Origin of the sequence: Paenibacillus sp. F4, assembly GCF_002894905.1 — a bacterium.
GTDB classification, from domain to species: Bacteria; Bacillota; Bacilli; order Paenibacillales; family Paenibacillaceae; genus Paenibacillus; species Paenibacillus polymyxa_B.
Window position 1 is genome coordinate 216016 of the sequence record NZ_POVS01000004.1, and the last position, 17737, is coordinate 233752.

Annotated in this window: 15 protein-coding genes and 1 pseudogene; 11 read left to right on the forward strand and 5 right to left on the reverse strand. The window is 45.9% G+C overall.

The features are described 5' to 3' along the window. Window positions 1–72: 72 nt before the first annotated feature. Window positions 73–711 (forward strand): pentapeptide repeat-containing protein, encoded by a 639-nt coding sequence (locus C1T21_RS01655; protein WP_103046944.1) that lies wholly within the window; start codon window positions 73–75, stop codon window positions 709–711. 9 nt (window positions 712–720) lie between these two features. On the opposite strand, the gene pdxR is transcribed toward C1T21_RS01655, so the two are convergent. After that, window positions 721–2235: a MocR-like pyridoxine biosynthesis transcription factor PdxR gene (pdxR, locus tag C1T21_RS01660; RefSeq protein WP_103046945.1), complete on the reverse strand. Its 1515-nt coding sequence runs from the start codon at window positions 2233–2235 to the stop codon at window positions 721–723. Between the two features lie 115 nt (window positions 2236–2350). Here pdxR and C1T21_RS01665 point away from each other — a divergent pair, with 115 nt between their 5' ends. The 7 genes from C1T21_RS01665 (at window position 2351) to C1T21_RS01690 (ending at window position 7929) form a co-directional block, all read left to right on the forward strand. After that, the gene (locus C1T21_RS01665; RefSeq protein ID WP_103046946.1) at window positions 2351–2962 is read left to right on the forward strand and encodes a pyridoxamine 5'-phosphate oxidase family protein; all 612 of its coding nucleotides are present in this window, start codon (window positions 2351–2353) and stop codon (window positions 2960–2962) included. Between the two features lie 200 nt (window positions 2963–3162). Continuing rightward, window positions 3163–3747: a TetR/AcrR family transcriptional regulator gene (locus C1T21_RS01670; RefSeq protein WP_103046947.1), complete on the forward strand. Its 585-nt coding sequence runs from the start codon at window positions 3163–3165 to the stop codon at window positions 3745–3747. A gap of 113 nt (window positions 3748–3860) precedes the next feature. Beyond that, window positions 3861–3962: a hypothetical protein gene (locus C1T21_RS27535; RefSeq protein ID WP_023986941.1), complete on the forward strand. Its 102-nt coding sequence runs from the start codon at window positions 3861–3863 to the stop codon at window positions 3960–3962. 342 nt (window positions 3963–4304) lie between these two features. Then, window positions 4305–4760, forward strand: a complete 456-nt coding sequence (locus tag C1T21_RS01675) for a MerR family transcriptional regulator (RefSeq protein ID WP_103046948.1) — start codon at window positions 4305–4307, stop codon at window positions 4758–4760. Between the two features lie 40 nt (window positions 4761–4800). Then, the gene (locus tag C1T21_RS01680; protein ID WP_069010958.1) at window positions 4801–6012 is read left to right on the forward strand and encodes an MFS transporter; all 1212 of its coding nucleotides are present in this window, start codon (window positions 4801–4803) and stop codon (window positions 6010–6012) included. Between the two features lie 27 nt (window positions 6013–6039). Then, window positions 6040–6468, forward strand: a complete 429-nt coding sequence (locus C1T21_RS01685) for a universal stress protein (protein ID WP_103046949.1) — start codon at window positions 6040–6042, stop codon at window positions 6466–6468. 42 nt (window positions 6469–6510) lie between these two features. Continuing rightward, complete coding sequence (locus tag C1T21_RS01690) at window positions 6511–7929, forward strand: aldehyde dehydrogenase family protein (protein ID WP_103046950.1); 1419 nt, start codon at window positions 6511–6513, stop codon at window positions 7927–7929. 477 nt (window positions 7930–8406) lie between these two features. On the opposite strand, the pseudogene C1T21_RS01695 reads toward C1T21_RS01690, so the two are convergent. Next, window positions 8407–8942, reverse strand: a pseudogene (locus C1T21_RS01695) (oxidoreductase); the annotation flags it as partial. A gap of 507 nt (window positions 8943–9449) precedes the next feature. Between C1T21_RS01695 and ppsA the strand changes: the two are divergent. Continuing rightward, window positions 9450–12068 carry a phosphoenolpyruvate synthase gene (gene ppsA, locus C1T21_RS01700; RefSeq protein ID WP_103046951.1) on the forward strand — a complete coding sequence of 873 codons (2619 nt, stop codon included), beginning with the start codon at window positions 9450–9452 and terminating at the stop codon, window positions 12066–12068. Window positions 12069–12927: 859 nt separating this feature from the next. Here the strand turns inward: ppsA and C1T21_RS01710 are convergent. Both C1T21_RS01710 and C1T21_RS01715 read right to left on the reverse strand, forming a co-directional pair. After that, window positions 12928–13542 (reverse strand): response regulator transcription factor, encoded by a 615-nt coding sequence (locus C1T21_RS01710; RefSeq protein WP_103046953.1) that lies wholly within the window; start codon window positions 13540–13542, stop codon window positions 12928–12930. Continuing rightward, window positions 13520–14749, reverse strand: coding sequence for a sensor histidine kinase (locus C1T21_RS01715; RefSeq protein ID WP_103046954.1), 1230 nt, complete (start codon window positions 14747–14749; stop codon window positions 13520–13522). The genes C1T21_RS01710 and C1T21_RS01715 overlap by 23 nt, the downstream gene beginning before the upstream one ends. A 71-nt stretch (window positions 14750–14820) precedes the next feature. On the opposite strand from C1T21_RS01715, the gene tnpC reads away from it, so the two are divergent. Next, window positions 14821–15579: an IS66 family transposase gene (gene tnpC / locus C1T21_RS01720; protein ID WP_180984531.1), complete on the forward strand. Its 759-nt coding sequence runs from the start codon at window positions 14821–14823 to the stop codon at window positions 15577–15579. 233 nt (window positions 15580–15812) lie between these two features. Here the strand turns inward: tnpC and C1T21_RS01725 are convergent, their stop codons facing one another. Further along, a complete protein-coding gene (locus C1T21_RS01725) occupies window positions 15813–16412 on the reverse strand; it encodes a TetR/AcrR family transcriptional regulator (RefSeq protein WP_103046956.1) in 600 nt (199 codons plus the stop codon). Between the two features lie 274 nt (window positions 16413–16686). Between C1T21_RS01725 and gap the strand changes: the two genes are divergently transcribed. Continuing rightward, window positions 16687–17697, forward strand: coding sequence for a type I glyceraldehyde-3-phosphate dehydrogenase (gene gap / locus C1T21_RS01730; RefSeq protein ID WP_103046957.1), 1011 nt, complete (start codon window positions 16687–16689; stop codon window positions 17695–17697). Window positions 17698–17737: the final 40 nt, after the last annotated feature.

Below are 17737 nucleotides of genomic sequence, written 5' to 3' on the forward strand. Positions count from 1 at the left end.
GTATGAGAATTGATAGAAAATAGATTCATATAGATGTCCTAGAGGGCTCTCAATCGTGGAGGTAGAGGTATTATGAAAATTAAAATGGAGTTGCCAAAGATTCCTGTCGACTTGCCCGTATTAAATGAAGAAATGTATTCCTTACGATCCAAAGGCGAATATCGTATGGGTTCTGTAGAGGATATGATTTTGGATAATGTGGAAGCGGTTAAGGTTTCATTAGAGAAGATGACTTTTAAAAATGTAACGATCATGGAATCGTCATTGCCGGAAAGTGAATGGACAGACGTCATTTTTGATAAATGCGATCTGTCTAATGTTCATTTTTCCGGTTCCTTTATCCATCGGGTAGAGTTCAGGAACTGTAAACTGCTTGGAACAGACTTTTCCAGAAGCAGGCTCCAAAACGTTCGTTTTTCGGATTGCTTAGGGGATTATTCGATGTTCCGTTTTGCTAATTTTAAGCAAGTTGGTTTTGAGGATTGTTCTTTAATAAGTGCCGATCTGTATCATTTAACACTACAAAAAACCTTTTTTAACCGTTGCAATCTGGATCAAGCGGTGCTATCCGGGTCCAAGCTCAAAGGGATTGATCTGAGCGATTGCGAATTTGATGGGTTACAGGTGGATATAGAAGATTTGAATGGCTGCATCATTTCACCGCATCAGGCTTCATCATTTGTAGGGCTGTTGGGGCTAGTGATTAAATAAGGGAACTCCTCACTGATTTTTAATATGGTCCCAAGCCTGGCGCAGACGGTTAAACCCTTCAATAATTTGTTGCTCCGTTAAATGGGCAAAGATAAAGCAGGCAGATGGAGGCCCCGGTGTCAGTCGGTAATCGGCGGCATCACGCCATGTGACTCCGTAAAATCGTGCTGTCTGCATCAAATGATGATACTGGTCAGACTCATGCTTCCAGATGGCATAGGCATGTAGTCCGCAATCGTTCTGATGCCAGTGAAACAGTTCACTTAACTGCTGTATTTCACGCTGAAACACGTCGTAGCGTGATCTGTATATTCGAGTCATCCGACGCACATGACGAGCGTAGTCGCCACGCATCATAAAACGTGCCAGTGCTCGCTGTTCTAATCGGGCAGGCGGCAGGGGATCGTATAGTCGTTTGGCAGCTGTCAGCGCTTGGGCTAATTCAACGGGCAGGATTGCAAAGCCGAGTCGAAGGCTGCTGAACATGCTTTTGGAAAAGGAGCCGACATAGATGACACATTCTGTGTGATCCAGTGCTTTTAATGGTTCAATGGGTCGTCCTGCCCAGCGGAATTCACTGTCATAATCGTCCTCAATGATCCACGCTCCCTTGGATGCTGCCCATTGCAAAATGTGTTGACGGCGTGTTAATGGCAACACTGCACCGGTTGGAAACTGACGCCCCGGCGTAACAAATAGGAGCTTGGAATCCCAATCCTGTGGGACAATTCCATATTGATCCATTTCAGCAGCATGTATCTGTCCGCCTGAAGCAGTAACTGCACGGTAGATGCCGGTATAACAGGGATTCTCCAATACAATTCGATCTTGTTCATGAATAAGCAACTGACTTAATAACGTGATCACTTCCATGGAACCACTGCATAATACGACTTGATCCGGCGTGGCCGTAATTCCGCGTGTTCTGCCAACATGATGGCAAATCGCTTCACGCAGCCATTCATCACCGCTCACTGGTGCAGTCGTCGCGTCAGCCGAGGGCTTTTGCAGATCTTTTCCAGCGGCAGTCATTGCGCTTTTCCATGCGATCTGTGAATTGCCCTCCAATACAACTTCTCCTGCCTGAAAAGAAATCAAAGGCTGTTGCGCACTGTCTCTATCTGTAGCAGAAGCAGGAGTCGATTGTAAGTTTCGTTCCCTTTCGATCTGCATGATTCGTTGTCCCCATGCTGACAGAGCAGGGGCTTTTTGTTTTGCAACAGGTGAATTTTGGTTCTGCTGGTTGATTAGAGATTTGTCGGGCAGCGTCGCTGTCTGTTGCATAACAAAGGTTCCTCTGCCTACTGCCGAGTCTACATATCCTTCTGCCAACAGCATATCGTATGCCTCTTTAACGCTCCCTCGCGAAATTCTATACATCACAGCCAGATCACGAGTGGAAGGCAGACGCATACCACTGGCTAGGGAACCATTGAGGATTCCCTCACGAAGAGCATGATACAATGCCAAATATTTTAAATGATATTTTTGAAGCGCACGCTGATAAGCAATCGTAATATCCATACTCTTCTCCTTCGATTGGACCACTCATTTTCGTTCATATTGGATCTTTTTATGAATCCATTTTCAACATAATCTGAAATGTATCATTGGTCAATAGATGGAAGGAGAGTTCCCTGTGAGAAGAAAAGAATTTACGGTGGCAGAACAAGAGGAAATAGAGCAGTTTCTGAGCGAGGTCAGTTTCGGATTTTTAGGCTTGAACAGCGAGGATGGTTTTCCGCGTGTGGTTCCCTTGAATTTCGCTTATGGAAACGGCGTTTTTTATATTCATGGCAGCCGTGCTGGAGAAAAGATGGAGCGGATGAAAGAGGATAATCGGGTTACTTTTTCAGCCGCCAAAGAATATGCGCTCATTCCGTCTTATTTTACGGATGAACATATGGCATGTCCTGCGACATCATTTTTTAAAAGTATTACCGTGCGTGGTCATGCGGAGCATGTAGTGGATTTGGAAGAAAAAGCATCGGCCTTTTCCATTTTTATGAGTAAGCTGCAACCGGAAGGCGGGTATGACACGATTGATGCCAGCGACTCTCGGTATGCTTCACGCTTGAAAGGGGTCGCTCTGATCAAAATTGTACCAGAGGAATGGACTGCCAAGTTTAAATTCGGTCAAAATGTCAAAGATCAGGAACGTCAGCAGATTATCGACGGCTTGCAACAACGGGGGCTGGATGATGATCTGACAACGATTGAGATGATGCGCAAATATTGTCCTCATCACTGAGCGTAATAAATTCCTGCTCGCTCACCGTCAGATTGGTTAATTATACCTTGTAGGGAGATGCCCTTGATTTTCCAAAACTTTCAGTCCTTCTGTATTAGGACTTTTGAAGGACAGGTATATATCATCCTCAAGCCCGTTGTTCTTACTGCAAAGGAACTTTATAATACGATAGATTTGTGGCGTAAGGGGGCAAGACCGTGATGAGAGCAGGAGTCAGAAGTCGGGAAAGTCGAAGGTTGTTACTGGAAGCGGGGGCTGAAGAGTTCGCTCAGACGGGGTTTTATCAGACTAAGGTAAGTTCGATCGCGGCACGTGCAGGATTGACACAGCCGGATTTTTATATTCATTTTGAAAGCAAGGAACAAATGTATGAGGAGCTTGTGGAGAGCTTTCGTACTTTGGTGAATGAAACGGTACAAAGCATGAAGATTGGCCCAGACCTAAGCGAGGCTGAAATTTTGAGACGGGGACAATTGTTTCTGGAAGCTATTTTTCGCGTGTTGTCTAACAATCCGGCGATCACTCGTGTCGGATTTTACCAGGCGGCAGACTCGGTGCGCATTAAGGCGGAAATGGCCGAGCATATCAAAAAGCATCTGCTGGCGGCGCAACGATGGGGCTCCTGCCGTGAGGAACTGGACCCTGAACTGACAGCAGAATGCGTGATCGGCTTGATTGAACGGCTGACGTTAACTAAATTGCTACCTGGACGTGAAAGTCCGTCTGTGCTTGCCAAGCAGGCACGAAATCTCCTGTATCACGGCATGCTCGGTTCCGAAGAATAACAGGACTATACAATCCCAACCTAGATTTGGGCGGCAGGTGCGGCATTTGTCCCTATCATGAATGATGGCATAAGCATAAGATGCTCTTGTAAACCATGAAGGGAGGAATCACCATGTCTGGAGTAGGCGCTGGTTATGGAGCTTTTACATCTACAGGAGCGATTCTGGTACTTTTCATTCTGCTCGTTATTATTTCCAAAGCATTTATCATCTAATTCGTAGCTTAAGAATTTAAATTCGGGCGAATTGCTGTAATCAATAGGGAGGAGGAACTTAAGATGGGTGAAGTAGATAGAGGTTGTGGCGGTTGTAACATGTTTACCTCCACTGGTGTTATTCTGGTTCTCTTCATTTTACTGGTTATCATCACTCGTACTTGTTTCATCTAAAGCTATATTCATGGGCTTGAGCACCGATGCTTCGGGTCTATGACCGTGTAGGTCAAACCAGAAACCGTCTCTAACAGAGGCGGTTTCTTTATATATTAAAGTTAACGTTGACGTTAACGTTATATAGGCGTAGTATTTATATATAATCTTTTTCATAAGGTGGGTGTCATGGTTACGTATAAAATTGATGAGGTCGCCAAACAGAGTGGTCTGACGAAGCGAACCATTCGTTATTATGAGGAAATTGGCTTATTGCCCTCCCCGCAGCGTAGTGAAGGAAATATGCGGCTGTATACGCAGGAGGATGTAGATTTATTAAAAAAAATAGTGAGTGCCAAGGAAGTACTTGGATTCTCCTTGCAAGAGCTTCAGCGTTACATGTCCGCAGCGGAAATGCTCAAAGGTCAGCGGGAGGAATATCGCGAGCGAACAGAGCATTTGCAACCGAACGAACGACGGGCCATGTTGGAGGATATGGAAGGTACACTGAACGAACAGTTGGAATTAATGGAGGGGAAAATCAACAGTATCCGTATGATCCAGACTGAGCTGGAGGGGTTGCGGGTCAGGGTGCGTGAACGCAAGGTTCTTCTGGATGAGGAACTTGATCACGACCCATCATAACAAGAACATTTACATTCAGATGTGGAGGTAACATCATAATATGAGTTCACAACATGCATTACCTGAAGAGTTAAAAGAACGCTCAGGCTTGCTGTCTCAACCTAAAGCCGTATGGGCGGTCGCCTTTGCTTGTGTTATTTCATTTATGGGTCTGGGATTAGTCGATCCGATTCTTCCGGCCATTGCCGATCAGCTTCATGCTACGAAAAGCCAAGTGTCATTGCTGTTTACCAGCTATAATCTGGTGACAGGCGTTGCGATGCTGATTACGGGCGTCGTATCAAGTCGATTGGGTGTCAAATGGACGCTATTAACCGGGATTTTATTTATTATTGTGTTTGCCGGATTGGGCGGCACGGCCAATACAGTTGGCGGAATTGTAGGCTACCGAGCAGGCTGGGGTTTGGGGAACGCTTTGTTTATCGCAACAGCGTTATCTGCGATTGTAGGTCTGTCTACTTCTGGAACAGCTAAAGCAATTATTTTGTATGAAGCGGCCTTGGGCCTCGGGATTTCAGTGGGTCCGCTACTGGGCGGTGAGTTAGGCTCCATTTCCTGGCGTGGTCCGTTTTTCGGTGTAGCCGGACTGATGGTAGTGGGATTTTTGTTCATTACGTTTATGCTGCCTTCGATTCCAAAGCCCAAAAAACGCGGTTCCATTGCCGATCCGTTCAAAGCGCTTAGTTATCCAGCTTTACTCACGCTCGGCATTGTAGCGTTGTTATATAACTTTGGATTTTTTACGTTGATGGCGTATTCTCCATATGTAATGCATCTGGACGAGCATGGTTTAGGTTATGTATTTTTTGGCTGGGGAATTATGCTGGCCTTTACCTCGGTGTTTGTAGCACCGAAGATTCAAGCACGCTTGAGCGTGGTATCTTCCATTAGTATCATGCTGACGCTATTTGCCATTGATTTAGGTGTTATGGCGATTGGGACGGTAGCTGGCTCGCCAACGACTGTCATTGTCGCCGTCATTGTAGCTGGTATTTTTCTGGGGATTAACAATACATTGATTACAACTGCTGTTATGCAGGCTGCTCCAGTGGAGCGCTCGACAGCATCTGCGGCCTACAGCTTCATGCGTTTTTTGGGCGGGGCAATTTCGCCGTGGCTTGCAGGGAAGCTGTCAGAGTGGTACTCAGCAGAAACCCCGTTTTATTTTGGAGCATTGATGGTACTGATTGGTGTAGCTGTGCTGATCGTACGTCGTCGACATATGCAGGATATTCAAGTGGATGCACACTAAGATTGAACTTCTGAGGAGGAAAAGAGTATGAGCGAGTACAAACATATTCTGGTCGCGATTGATGGTTCGGAACACGCTATGAAGGCGCTGGAGACAGCCAAAACGTTGTCTAAACAGCTTCAGGGGAATCCGCATCTGACTGTATTGCATGTAAACCCAGCTCTATCCATGAATGAGCCCCCGATTGGGGTGGATGTGGATGAACGGATCGAAGAGGAGGGGCGTCATATCTTAGAACCTGCATCTGACTATTTAAAGGACGCGGACATCCCTTGCCGTATGCTAGCGGGTCATGGTAATCCAGCGAGTATCATTTGTGAAATTGCAGATCAGGAAAAGGTGGATCTGATCATTATGGGAACACGGGGAAAAGGACTTGTTTCCGAAATGATACTGGGCAGCGTGAGCCATCATGTGATTCAGCATGCACCTTGTCCGGTGTTGACGGTAAAATAGATGGTAAAAGGAACGTTGATATCAAGAGAAGGAGGGAAAAGCATGCAGCAACATTTATTTATTGGTGGAGAATGGAAAGCTGCTTCATCGTACACGACGTTGAAATCACCGTATTCCGGGGAAATCATTGCTGAGGTGGCAGAGGCCACGTCAGAGGATGCCAAGGCTGCTATTCAAGCGGCCTCTGATGCACGCTCGGAGATGCGGGCCATGCCAGCGCACCAGCGGTCAGCCATTTTGGAGAAGCTGGCTAACCTGCTGGAAGAGCGGCGTGAGGATGCAGCGCGCATCATTGCACGTGAAGCGTCCAAACCATGGAAGGCTGCGCTGGCGGAGGTTGATCGGACGGTGCAAACCTACAAGTTCGCAGCTGAAGAAGCCAAACGGATTCACGGGGAAACCATTCCGCTGGATGCCGCACCGGGCGGCGAGGGTCGTATGGCCTACACGCTCAAAGAACCAGTAGGGGTAGTCGGAGCTATTACACCATTTAACTTCCCGATGAATCTGGTCGCTCATAAGGTGGGTCCCGCGCTGGCAGCAGGCAATACGATCGTATTAAAGCCTGCGGAGCAGACACCGTTGTCGGCTTACCTGATCGCAGAGCTGCTGGAGCAGGCTGGATTGCCTGCGGGCGCTCTTAACGTGATCAGCGGCGATGGTAAAACCATTGGCGACGTACTTGTCACTGATCCGCGCGTCAGCTATATCACTTTTACCGGTAGCCCGGCGGTCGGTACAGAAATTCGCTCCAAGGCTGGCTTGAAGCGGGTCACGCTGGAGCTGGGTTCCAACGCGGCCGTTATTATCGACCGTGATACGGATGTGGACGCGGTCATCGACCGTTGTGTGAGTGGAGCCTTTGCCAATCAGGGGCAGGTATGTATCTCAGTTCAGCGTATTTACGTTGCTGATGAATTATATGATACCTTTGTATCCCGATTTATAGAAGCAACTCAACGTTTAAAAATTGGAGATCCGCTAGAGCCGGACACGGATGTATCCGCGCTTATTTCAGCCAAGGATGTCGAACGTGTCCGTGAGTGGCTGGAAGAAGCGGTTCAAGCAGGTGCGAGGATCGCTCTGGGTGGCCAAGCCAAGGAAGGTATTTTGGAGCCGACGGTTTTGCTCAATGTGGACCCGAGTTCCAAGGTGTCCTGTCGTGAAGTGTTTGCCCCACTTGTGCTGATTCATTCTGTTGGCTCTATAGATGAAGCTGTAAACCATGTGAATGATTCGATCTATGGCCTACAGGCGGGAATTTACACACGTAATATCACGACTGCGCTGGATGCAGCGGACAAGCTTGAGGTTGGCGGCGTGGTGATCAATGACATTCCAAGCTTCCGTGTCGACCATATGCCGTATGGCGGTGTGAAGCAAAGCGGCACCGGACGCGAAGGCGTAAAGTACGCCATGGAAGAAATGCTGGAGACAAAGCTGATCGTAATTAAACGGTAGTAGTTATATAAAAGCCTATCTGATGAACATAGATAGTACGTTTTGCGTATGTCTGCTCATTAGATGGGCTTTTTTTCACCTTTTGCGCGATTGTCAGATGAAAATAAAGTGTTTTCTTAGTGCTTTGATTAAGATAGGGTTCCTTTTAAGCATTACATGCTACCCGCATACGTTCTTTAGTTAGATATTGGAGATGGAATGTAGGGAGGAGGAAGTAGCCCAAGCGAAGGCGTGGGAGCGTCCTTTTATTGAACTAACGGGCAGGTTAGTTCAATAAATTATGCTAGAATTACATACACGCATAAGAAGTCGCTATATTGGCGGCTTTTTTAGTTCTGTGGATGACAAATTGAACCGATTATAGTATGTCGTCGTTGAACTCAAATTTTAATTAGCTAACCGATTTGTTCCCTACTTGCTCCATTTCGGTTTGGGAAGAAACGTAAAATGCTCAATTAACCGATTTTCAAACAAATATCAGTATAGGGTTCCCAGTGCTTCAACTGTAAAAGGTTTCAGTTCGCCGAACCGTCCTTTCCGGATTTTTATCGCCCATTCTGGGTCTACTAACAACGAGCGCGCCCAACGGCCACCAGATCAAATTCATCTAGCTCAAGTCTTTTGATCAAACCATCAAGACAGGTAACCTGGGTTACTTGGCCAGAAGCTTAGGAACGCAGGAATTCTTCGTTCAACCCTACTGATCCGACTGTAATGGTCGGTCGTCCAGTCAACGATTTGACCCATCCTGCCAAGTTTAAGTCAGAGCCTTCAAATTCCGGTTCCCAGAATCGCCGGGTCGAACAATGGTAAATATCGACACCCGCAGTTGTCAGCGGCTCAAGGAATGACGACAATTGCTCCGGAGTTTCCGCCAGCTTGGCCGAATAGTTTGAGTTTTTCCATTGAGATATACGTAGAACAATCGGAAAATCGGGACCAACTGCATTCCGAATAGCACGAATGATTTCTACAGCAAAACGCGTTCTCCCCTCGATACTGTCGCTGCCGTATCAGAAGCGGGACGATAGATCATCAAGAATGACTGGCTAATCTAACATGATGGTTCAACTGAACATAAAAAGAGATGACCCCGATAAATTTAGGGTCATCTCTTGCTAAAAAACAATTGAATGAAAAAAAACGCTATGATATAATCGATAACGTCATTGACAAATCAAAAAAACTGTACACATTATTATCCTTATCTTCATTGTACATCTTGGACTTTGATTTGTCAATGCTCTTTTTATCCCCAAAAAAAACGGGAAAAGGAGCGTGCTCAGGGGAAAATAGGAACGAAAGATTGGCGTCTGGAACAGGAGCGGCTGAAATAGGTCAAAAACAAACTGCAAGCAAGAATTGATGACTGGAGCCGGAGGTTGGTGGAATGTGCGATCAGGCTGCGTACATCTCAAGCGGTTTTGAGAAGAAGTACGCGGCGACTGACGTCGGCGGTGACTAGGCATGATCATGTTTGTTCGTTTTTTTCTCAATTTAATTGTTAGGGGAGATGTTGAATGAATTCACTGGTTCTCGATTTTCAAGAAATGGATAACACTCAGCTTTTGCTTGTTGGCGGAAAAGGGCTGCACTTAGGGGCATTATCCAAAATGGAAGGAATACACGTGCCAGAAGGGTTTTGTGTTACAACGGTGGGATACCAAAAAGCCATCGAACAAAATGAAATGGTTCATGCTTTGTTGGACCGGTTATCTGTGCTTAAAGTAGAAGATCGAGAACAAACTAATGAAATCAGCAAGAAGATTCGACAGGCCATTTTGGAAGCAGCCGTTCCTTCCGATGTTGTGAAAGCAGTTGCTCACTATCTCTCCCAGTTTGGCGATGAATATGCTTATGCCGTGCGTTCAAGTGCGACTGCTGAGGATTTGCCGCATGCTTCTTTTGCTGGTCAACAAGACACCTATTTAAATATTATCGGCAAAGAATCCATCTTGGAGCATATCCGCAAATGTTGGGCTTCTCTATTTACGGAACGCGCAGTAACTTACCGAATGCAGAATGGATTTGATCACAGCCAAGTTTATTTATCCGTTATCGTTCAAAGAATGGTGTTCCCACGGGCTTCAGGGATTTTATTTACCGCTGATCCCATCTCTTGCAATCGAAAGCTGCTTTCTATCGATGCCAGTTTCGGACTTGGAGAAGCGCTGGTCTCCGGCTTGGTATCTGCCGATTGTTATCAAGTTAAGGATGGGGAAATCGTCAGCAAGAGAATAGAAACCAAAAAAATGGCGATTTATGGACGAAAGGAAGGCGGAACAGAGACCAAGCAACTCAATCTTGATCAGCAAAAGACGCAAACACTTACTGATCAACAAATTTTACAACTGGCACGCATGGGAAGACAGATCGAAGAATATTTCGGCTGCCCCCAAGACATCGAATGGTGTTTGGATGATGATACATTTTATATTGTCCAGAGCCGGCCGATCACCACTTTATATCCCATTCCTGAAGCAAATGACCAGGAAAATCACGTGTATGTATCTGTCGGTCATCAGCAAATGATGACAGATCCTATTAAACCACTAGGGATATCGGTTTGGATGCTAACAGGTGCCCCGCCCATGTTTAAAACTGGTGGTGGAAGGCTGTTTGTGGATATCACGAAGGGCCTGTCTACATCGGCTGGCAGGCAAAATTTGTTGGATGTTTTAGGGCACTCCGATCCGCTCATAAAAGACGCGCTTATTACCATCATAGAGCGGGGAGATTTTATAAAATTGGACCCAACTGACAAAAGCGAACCGGGGCCCGTAAAAAGCCATAAGGGTATGTCTCCTGTGGATATTCTGGAAGAGGCAGGAAGCGATCCGGCAATTGTTGCTGCTTTGATTAAGAGTAGTGAGACATCGTTATCAGCGTTAAAACATAACATCCAAACGAAATCAGGATTGGATATATTTGGTTGTATCCTGGAAGATATGCAGCAACGGAAGCAGCGTGCGTCAGATACGAAAAATTTGAGTGTGATTATGGCCGCCTTCCATGCTTCAGCATGGATCAATGAAAAAATGAATGACTGGTTAGGTGAAAAAAACGCAGCAGACACACTTTCCTTATCTGTACCTAATAACGTCACTTCAGAAATGGGTATGGAGCTACTGAATGTTGCAGATGTGATTCGTCCCTATCCAGAAATAATTGAGTACCTCCAACAGGTAAAAGATGATAACTTTTTGGATGAACTGGTTCAATTCGAAGGCGGCCAGCAAGTGTGTGATGCTATTGCTGCTTTTCTCGACAAATATGGAATGCGATGTGCCGGGGAGATCGATATTACAAGAACACGCTGGAGTGAAAAGCCAAGTGTACTGGTACCCATGATCCTCAGTAACATCAAAAACCTTGAGCCTGGCGCCAGCAAACGAAAATTTGAGCAAGGGCGACAGGAAGCTTTGATAAAAGAACAGGACTTATTAGCCCTATTGAAACAATTACCGGGTGGTGAACAAAAAGCCGAAGAGACAAAACAAATGATCGACCTGATCCGGAATTTCATCGGTTATCGTGAATATCCGAAATACGACATTGTTAGTCGTTACTTCATTTATAAGCAGGCTTTACTAAAGGAAGCGGAACGACTCGTACAAGCCAACGTTCTTCATGAAAAAGAAGATATTTACTATCTCGCTTTTGAAGAATTGCAGGAAGCCGTGCGCACAAATAAACTGGATTACCAGGTCATCGACAAACGAAAAAATGAGTATAGATTATATGAAAAACTAACTCCGCCACGTGTTATCACGTCTGATGGTGAAATTATTACGGGTCAGTACAAACGGGAAAATATCCCCGCCGAAGCTATTGTAGGCCTAGCTGTTTCTTCGGGCGTTGTAGAGGGACGGGCACGTGTGATCCTGAATATGGAAGAGGCTGATCTGGAAGATGGCGATATACTTGTGACCACCTTTACCGATCCCAGCTGGACTCCATTGTTTTTATCCATAAAAGGCTTGGTTACGGAGGTGGGTGGACTGATGACTCATGGAGCCGTTATCGCACGTGAGTATGGCTTGCCAGCCGTTGTGGGAGTGGAGAATGCGACCAAACTGATAAAAGATGGGCAACGAATTCGCTTGCATGGAACAGAAGGGTATATCGAATTATTGTAATGGATAAACACGGCAGTTGAATTATGTGTGTTACTGATGCCGTATCCTAGCCCGAAATTGACGGAATCTATTGACCGAGGATTAAGAAACAGGAAGGCCCATGTGCTAGGGTTAGGGTCACGACAGGGGAATTCTCGATGGGATCATCGGGGTAACACACCTCCGGTGTGATACTCTCGCCAGTCTCGACGTTCACCAGTGTCCCGCATGCTCTGAGGTCGGCTGATTCAAGCTTCGGTTGCCTAAGGAATCTCATTTAAGTCCGATTGCGGAGGATTGTACTTTAACTCGGTTCTTTCAAGAGACGGATGCTCTTGAGCATACGAGCTATTATAGCTTCCTGTATATACAAATCCATATAAATTGAAAGAGGTAGGGGAGCGAAATGAAGTGACAATAAAAAGACCGTTTGGTACTGGGTCATTCGCAATAGTTGTTCTAACTTTAGGGTTTTTATTTAATTTTAAATTTCAAAACGACTTCATGTTGAGCCATTATCTTTTTAAGTTATTCAATTGGGATATATATACGAATGAAACCGAGGGGTATCACATTCCATTTATGGCTGCTATTGTATTTTGGTTACCAGCAGTGATAATTTCGAAAAAATATCCAAATAATTTTGGAACTTCTTTGTGTTATAGGGTGGGAGGAGTTATGTTGATTCTTAGTATTATAGTGTTTGCAGTTTACTTGTTTGGAACTCTTGTATAGAAACAAGCGATGATTAAGGTTCGTCGTTTGGTTAAACTAACGGGATACGTTATTTCAATAAAGATAAAAAGGTAGCCGGTCATATCAATCGGTTGCCTTTTTTAAACTAACGGGCAGGACAATGGGGAGCATACTTGTGCTCGCTTTAGTTTGTCTTAAAAATAGGCTGAATGTAACCCAGTTGAATTCCTTTTGAAACGGCTTCCAGCGAGGAGGAGACTTTCAGCTTTTCAAATGTATGCTGCAGATGGTTTGAGACTGTTCGTTCACTGATATAGAGCATGCTAGCTATTTCCTTGCGTTTAAATCCATCGCTTAACAGCTGAAGAATCTGCTTCTCACTGTCTGTCAGCGTCTCGATAAATTCGATGGAAGTGGGGAAATGAAGCAGCCCGTTCTGGATATCCAGCAGCGCTTGAACAACCTCTTCGGGGTCCATATGTTTATTCAGAAAACCTTTGGCCCCTATTTTTTGCGCCTCATACCGGTACACCGGCAGATCATAGCCGGTCAGCATCACGATGTTGGCCTCCGGAACTTCATGCAGAATTTGCTTGGCAAGCAGAATCCCGTCCTCACTGCCGGAGGAACTTAAGTGGATGTCCATCAATATAATGTCGGGCCGCTCCCTCTTGATGACGGAAACCGCTTCGGACACGTTCGATACGGATTGAAATCTCTCGATTTCCGGAGTGCCTTCCAAAGCGATTTCCAGACTTTTGGCAAACAGGGCATGATCATCGATCAAAATAATGCGCATAAGATCCTTCTCCTTTCATTGGAAAGTATACCTTCACTGACAGACCTCCACCAGGGGCCGAGTCCAGGATGATTGAACCGTCGATCAGAGCGAGCTGTTCTCGAATCGACTGCATACCTTTCGGCATTCCCGTCCTGTTAGGATCAGATGGCTTTAAGCCTATGCCGTTATCTTGTACCATTAACTCCACATGGCCCGTGTTCAGAGAGAGCTTGATGTAGAGAGCGGTTCCTTTCGAGTGTTTTAAGGCATTGGTGGTAAGCTCTTTAAGCACTCGATACACGATATAGTTGTAAGGCTCAACCAAGAAAAAAGTATCGTCGCAATCAAATGAAATGTTAAATCTTCTCGTTGGATACGTCTGCTGAACCATGCTCAAAAGATTGCTCAGATTTTCCTTAAAAGTCAAAGTATTAAGCAGGGTGGGATGGTATTCCTGCATCTGTTGCCGGATCGACAGGTTCAGACGGTCCAGCGCTTCCATGATCAAGCTGCGGACATCCGGCCGATCCGATTTGTTCATCATATTCCGAACAGACAGCAAGTCCTGAAGGATGTCGTCATGCAGATAATGCGAAAAATCTCTTTTGATCGATTCCTCCCGCTCGATTTGATGCAGAGACCTTGCATAATAGCTGTCCATACTCCCCATCGAATTTTCGCTGGCCTCGTCTGACCGTTTCTTGGCGTGAAGATACAACAATAGAGCATATACTTGTATGCATACGAGCAGGCCGTGAGCGATGATAAAATATTCGCTTGGCTGAAGCCGCAGCAGCAGGGAAATCACGCTAAACCAACCCACCGTCCCGAATAAAAGGGCCAGCGCCGTTTTCCCTCGAAACAGCATGACAGGCAGGTCCCCGGCATATGTAAATGCAATTCGGTGGATGCTGAACAAGGGCAGGATAAGAAACGGGTAGATTCCAAGTCCCTCGACATATTCCGGCTGTGTTCCAAAGCACAGCACATAGCCGACAAATATCGCAGCTGCCGCCAAGGCCCAAGCGCCAAACTGCTTCCATTCGCTCCGAAGAACAAACAGGATTCGTTTTCGATGCACATAACACAGGAAGACGCCTGCTCCAAAGCTAAGCAATAGCTGAACCAAAAAAAGTAAATGAAACCATGAATCCCGGATCATGCCTGCCAGCAGCGTTATGACGCATGTCGCTTTTAATAAGAGGTCCGTCTGCATTTGATACATGTAAGCCGAATCTTGAAAGAAAAAAGCGAATACAAACCGGTAGGAGACGTATAAAAGTACTGAAGACGATCTTGCAGACTCCCGTGGTTCACTTCGACGAAACTGGACTCCAAGTGGAGGGGAGAAAGCATTGGCTCCATGTGGCCGGCACTACCAGCCACACCCATTACACGATCCATGCTCGTCGCGGGCTGAAAGGTCTCGAGGCCGCAGGAATACTTCCTAATTATGAGGGAATCGCCATCCATGATGCATGGAAGCCCTATTTCGCCTACGACCAGTGTCAACATGCGCTGTGCAACGCTCACCACCTTCGAGAGCTCACCTATATTCTGGAGCAGGAGAAGCAGCTATGGGCAGGCCGCATGATCGAACTGCTCGTTGACATGAAACACGCAGTGGATGACAGGAGGACTCGTGCAGAGTCGTTCACAGTGGCAGAATTAGCTGGTTTTGCCGAACGGTACGATCTCATTTTAGCGCATGGTCGATTGGAGGAATCGATGAAAAGTGCTCCCATTGAGCAAAAACGAAAAGGGCGGCTGAAGCAAAGTAAAGCCAAGAACTTGTTGGACCGTTTGGAATTTCATCGCTTGGACGTACTCTCATTTTTGTGTGAATTCCACATTCCTTTCGATAATAACCAAGCGGAGCGGGACGTTCGCATGATGAAAGTCCAGCAAAAGGTCTCCGGAACGTTCCGTAGTGAACAAGGGGCGAAAACCTTTTGCCGTATACGAGGCTTCCTATCCACCTTGAAAAAACATTCCCTTCCAGTGTTCGAAAGTATTCAGTCCGTGCTTAAAGGGAATGTTGCTCTTCCCATTTAATTTTTCCCTAAGGGGTGCGCCGCACCCCTTATTTGCGTTGGCTATAAGATCGGTACCTGAATAGTTACCTTTCACGATAGCAAAAAATCGATTTAAATCAACAAGCTTCGCTACTTCGCTTTAAACCGGGTTAACTTGTCTGCCGATTTCCGATACGGCCGCAATTCATCTCTCCCTTTGCATATTTAGAATGCAGCCCTACATGGTCCATTCCGATGTGCCAGTTCACCTGTTTAACCGGTCTTTAAGCAGCATTGCTGCAAATAGGACGAGAAAATTTTTATATTCATTAACATGTGCTTGTTATCCCCATCCAACTTGCTGAGCAAAATCCCTCCCTCCAACAAGGAAAATGCAAATGATGCTAGCGCATCAACATCCAGATCCTCTCTAAACTCCCCAGCTTGAATACCGTCACGAATAATACTTTTCATCATATCCAAGAACGTATGCAACCCTTGCCTTGCCCGACCACAAAGCTCCGGATGAGTATCGTCACTCTCTACAGCCGTATTCTGCATGGGACACCCTCCAATAAATGGCGGATCGTTGATAACATCCTCATAAACACGAAAAAAAGCAATCAACCTTCCTGACGCAGACTGCTCATGATCGGCCGCCTCTAAAATTTTTCTGGTGACTATGCTAGCAGCATAATTATAGGCTTCCAGCGCTATCTCGTCTTTACTGGCGAAATGTCGATAGATGCCCCCCTTCTTGATTCCTGTGTCGGCAATAATATCGTTCAGCGATGTACCGGCATATCCTTTCTGGTTAAAAACTTCAGCCGATTTTATAATGATGTGCTCCCGTGTTCTATCCCCTTTTTTCATGAGCTCCTCCGTATGAACTTATTCTATTTCATTTGTTTTAAACAAATTATACAATTCTGGCCTTGTCATTTACTAGAATCATGATAAAATAAAAGATACCATTCGGTCTCTTTTTTTATTGTACAGCAAGCCATTCCAAAATGAAATAGCCCTGGGCTGGGCCATTCACCAAGGGGACGCAGGGTACTCTGATCATGGAAGAACTGATTTCTTTTGATTTCATGACAGGCATCCGCCTGTTTGGAATAAATAAAACATTTAGGGGGATTTTTCAATGACTGTAAAAGTAGGCATTAACGGTTTTGGACGGATCGGACGACTCGCTTTTCGCCGAATACAAGATGTGGAAGGTGTCGAAGTTGTAGCGATTAACGACCTTACGAATGCTAAAATGTTAGCTCATCTGCTCAAATATGATACTACGCAAGGCACTTTTCACAGTGATATTGAAGTCCATGAAGGAGCTTTTAAAGTAAACGGCAAAGAGATTAAGGTTCTGGCTAAGCGGAATCCTGAAGAACTCCCTTGGGAAGAGCTGGGCGTTGACATTGTTCTCGAATGTACAGGATTCTTCACCACGAAAGAAAAAGCCGAGCTTCACCTGAAAGGTGGAGCGAAGAAAGTCGTCATTTCTGCCCCTGCTACAGGCGATATGAAAACGATCGTATACAACGTGAACCATGACACGCTGGACGGAACTGAAACGGTTATTTCCGGCGCTTCCTGCACAACGAACTGCCTGGCCCCTATGGCTAAAGCTTTGCACGACAAGTTTGGTATCCAATCAGGGCTAATGACGACAGTTCACGCTTACACGGGCAACCAAAACACGCTTGACGCTCCAGATCCAAAAGGCGACTTCCGTGCCGCGCGCGCCTCTGCGGTGAACATCGTTCCCTACTCAACCGGTGCCGCAAAAGCCATTGGCCTGGTTCTTCCGGAACTGATGGGAAAACTGGATGGAGCATCCCAACGTGTACCTGTACCAACAGGTTCCGTGACTGAACTCGTTGCCATATTGAATACGACGGTAACGGTTGAGCATGTTAACGCTGCTATGAAAGAAGCTTCCGATCCAGAAACTTACGGCTACACGGAAGACGAAATTGTATCTTCCGATATCAAAGGTATCACATTCGGTTCGCTCTTCGACGCCACGCAGACGAAAGTTCTGACAGTCGGAGACCAGCAACTGGTGAAAACCGTAGCTTGGTACGATAACGAAATGTCTTATACAGCCCAACTGGTTCGCACTTTGGAGCATTTCGCTAAGGTCGCTAGATAAATAACCTCCCCAAATCAAAAGATGGAAGAAGGAAAATCCC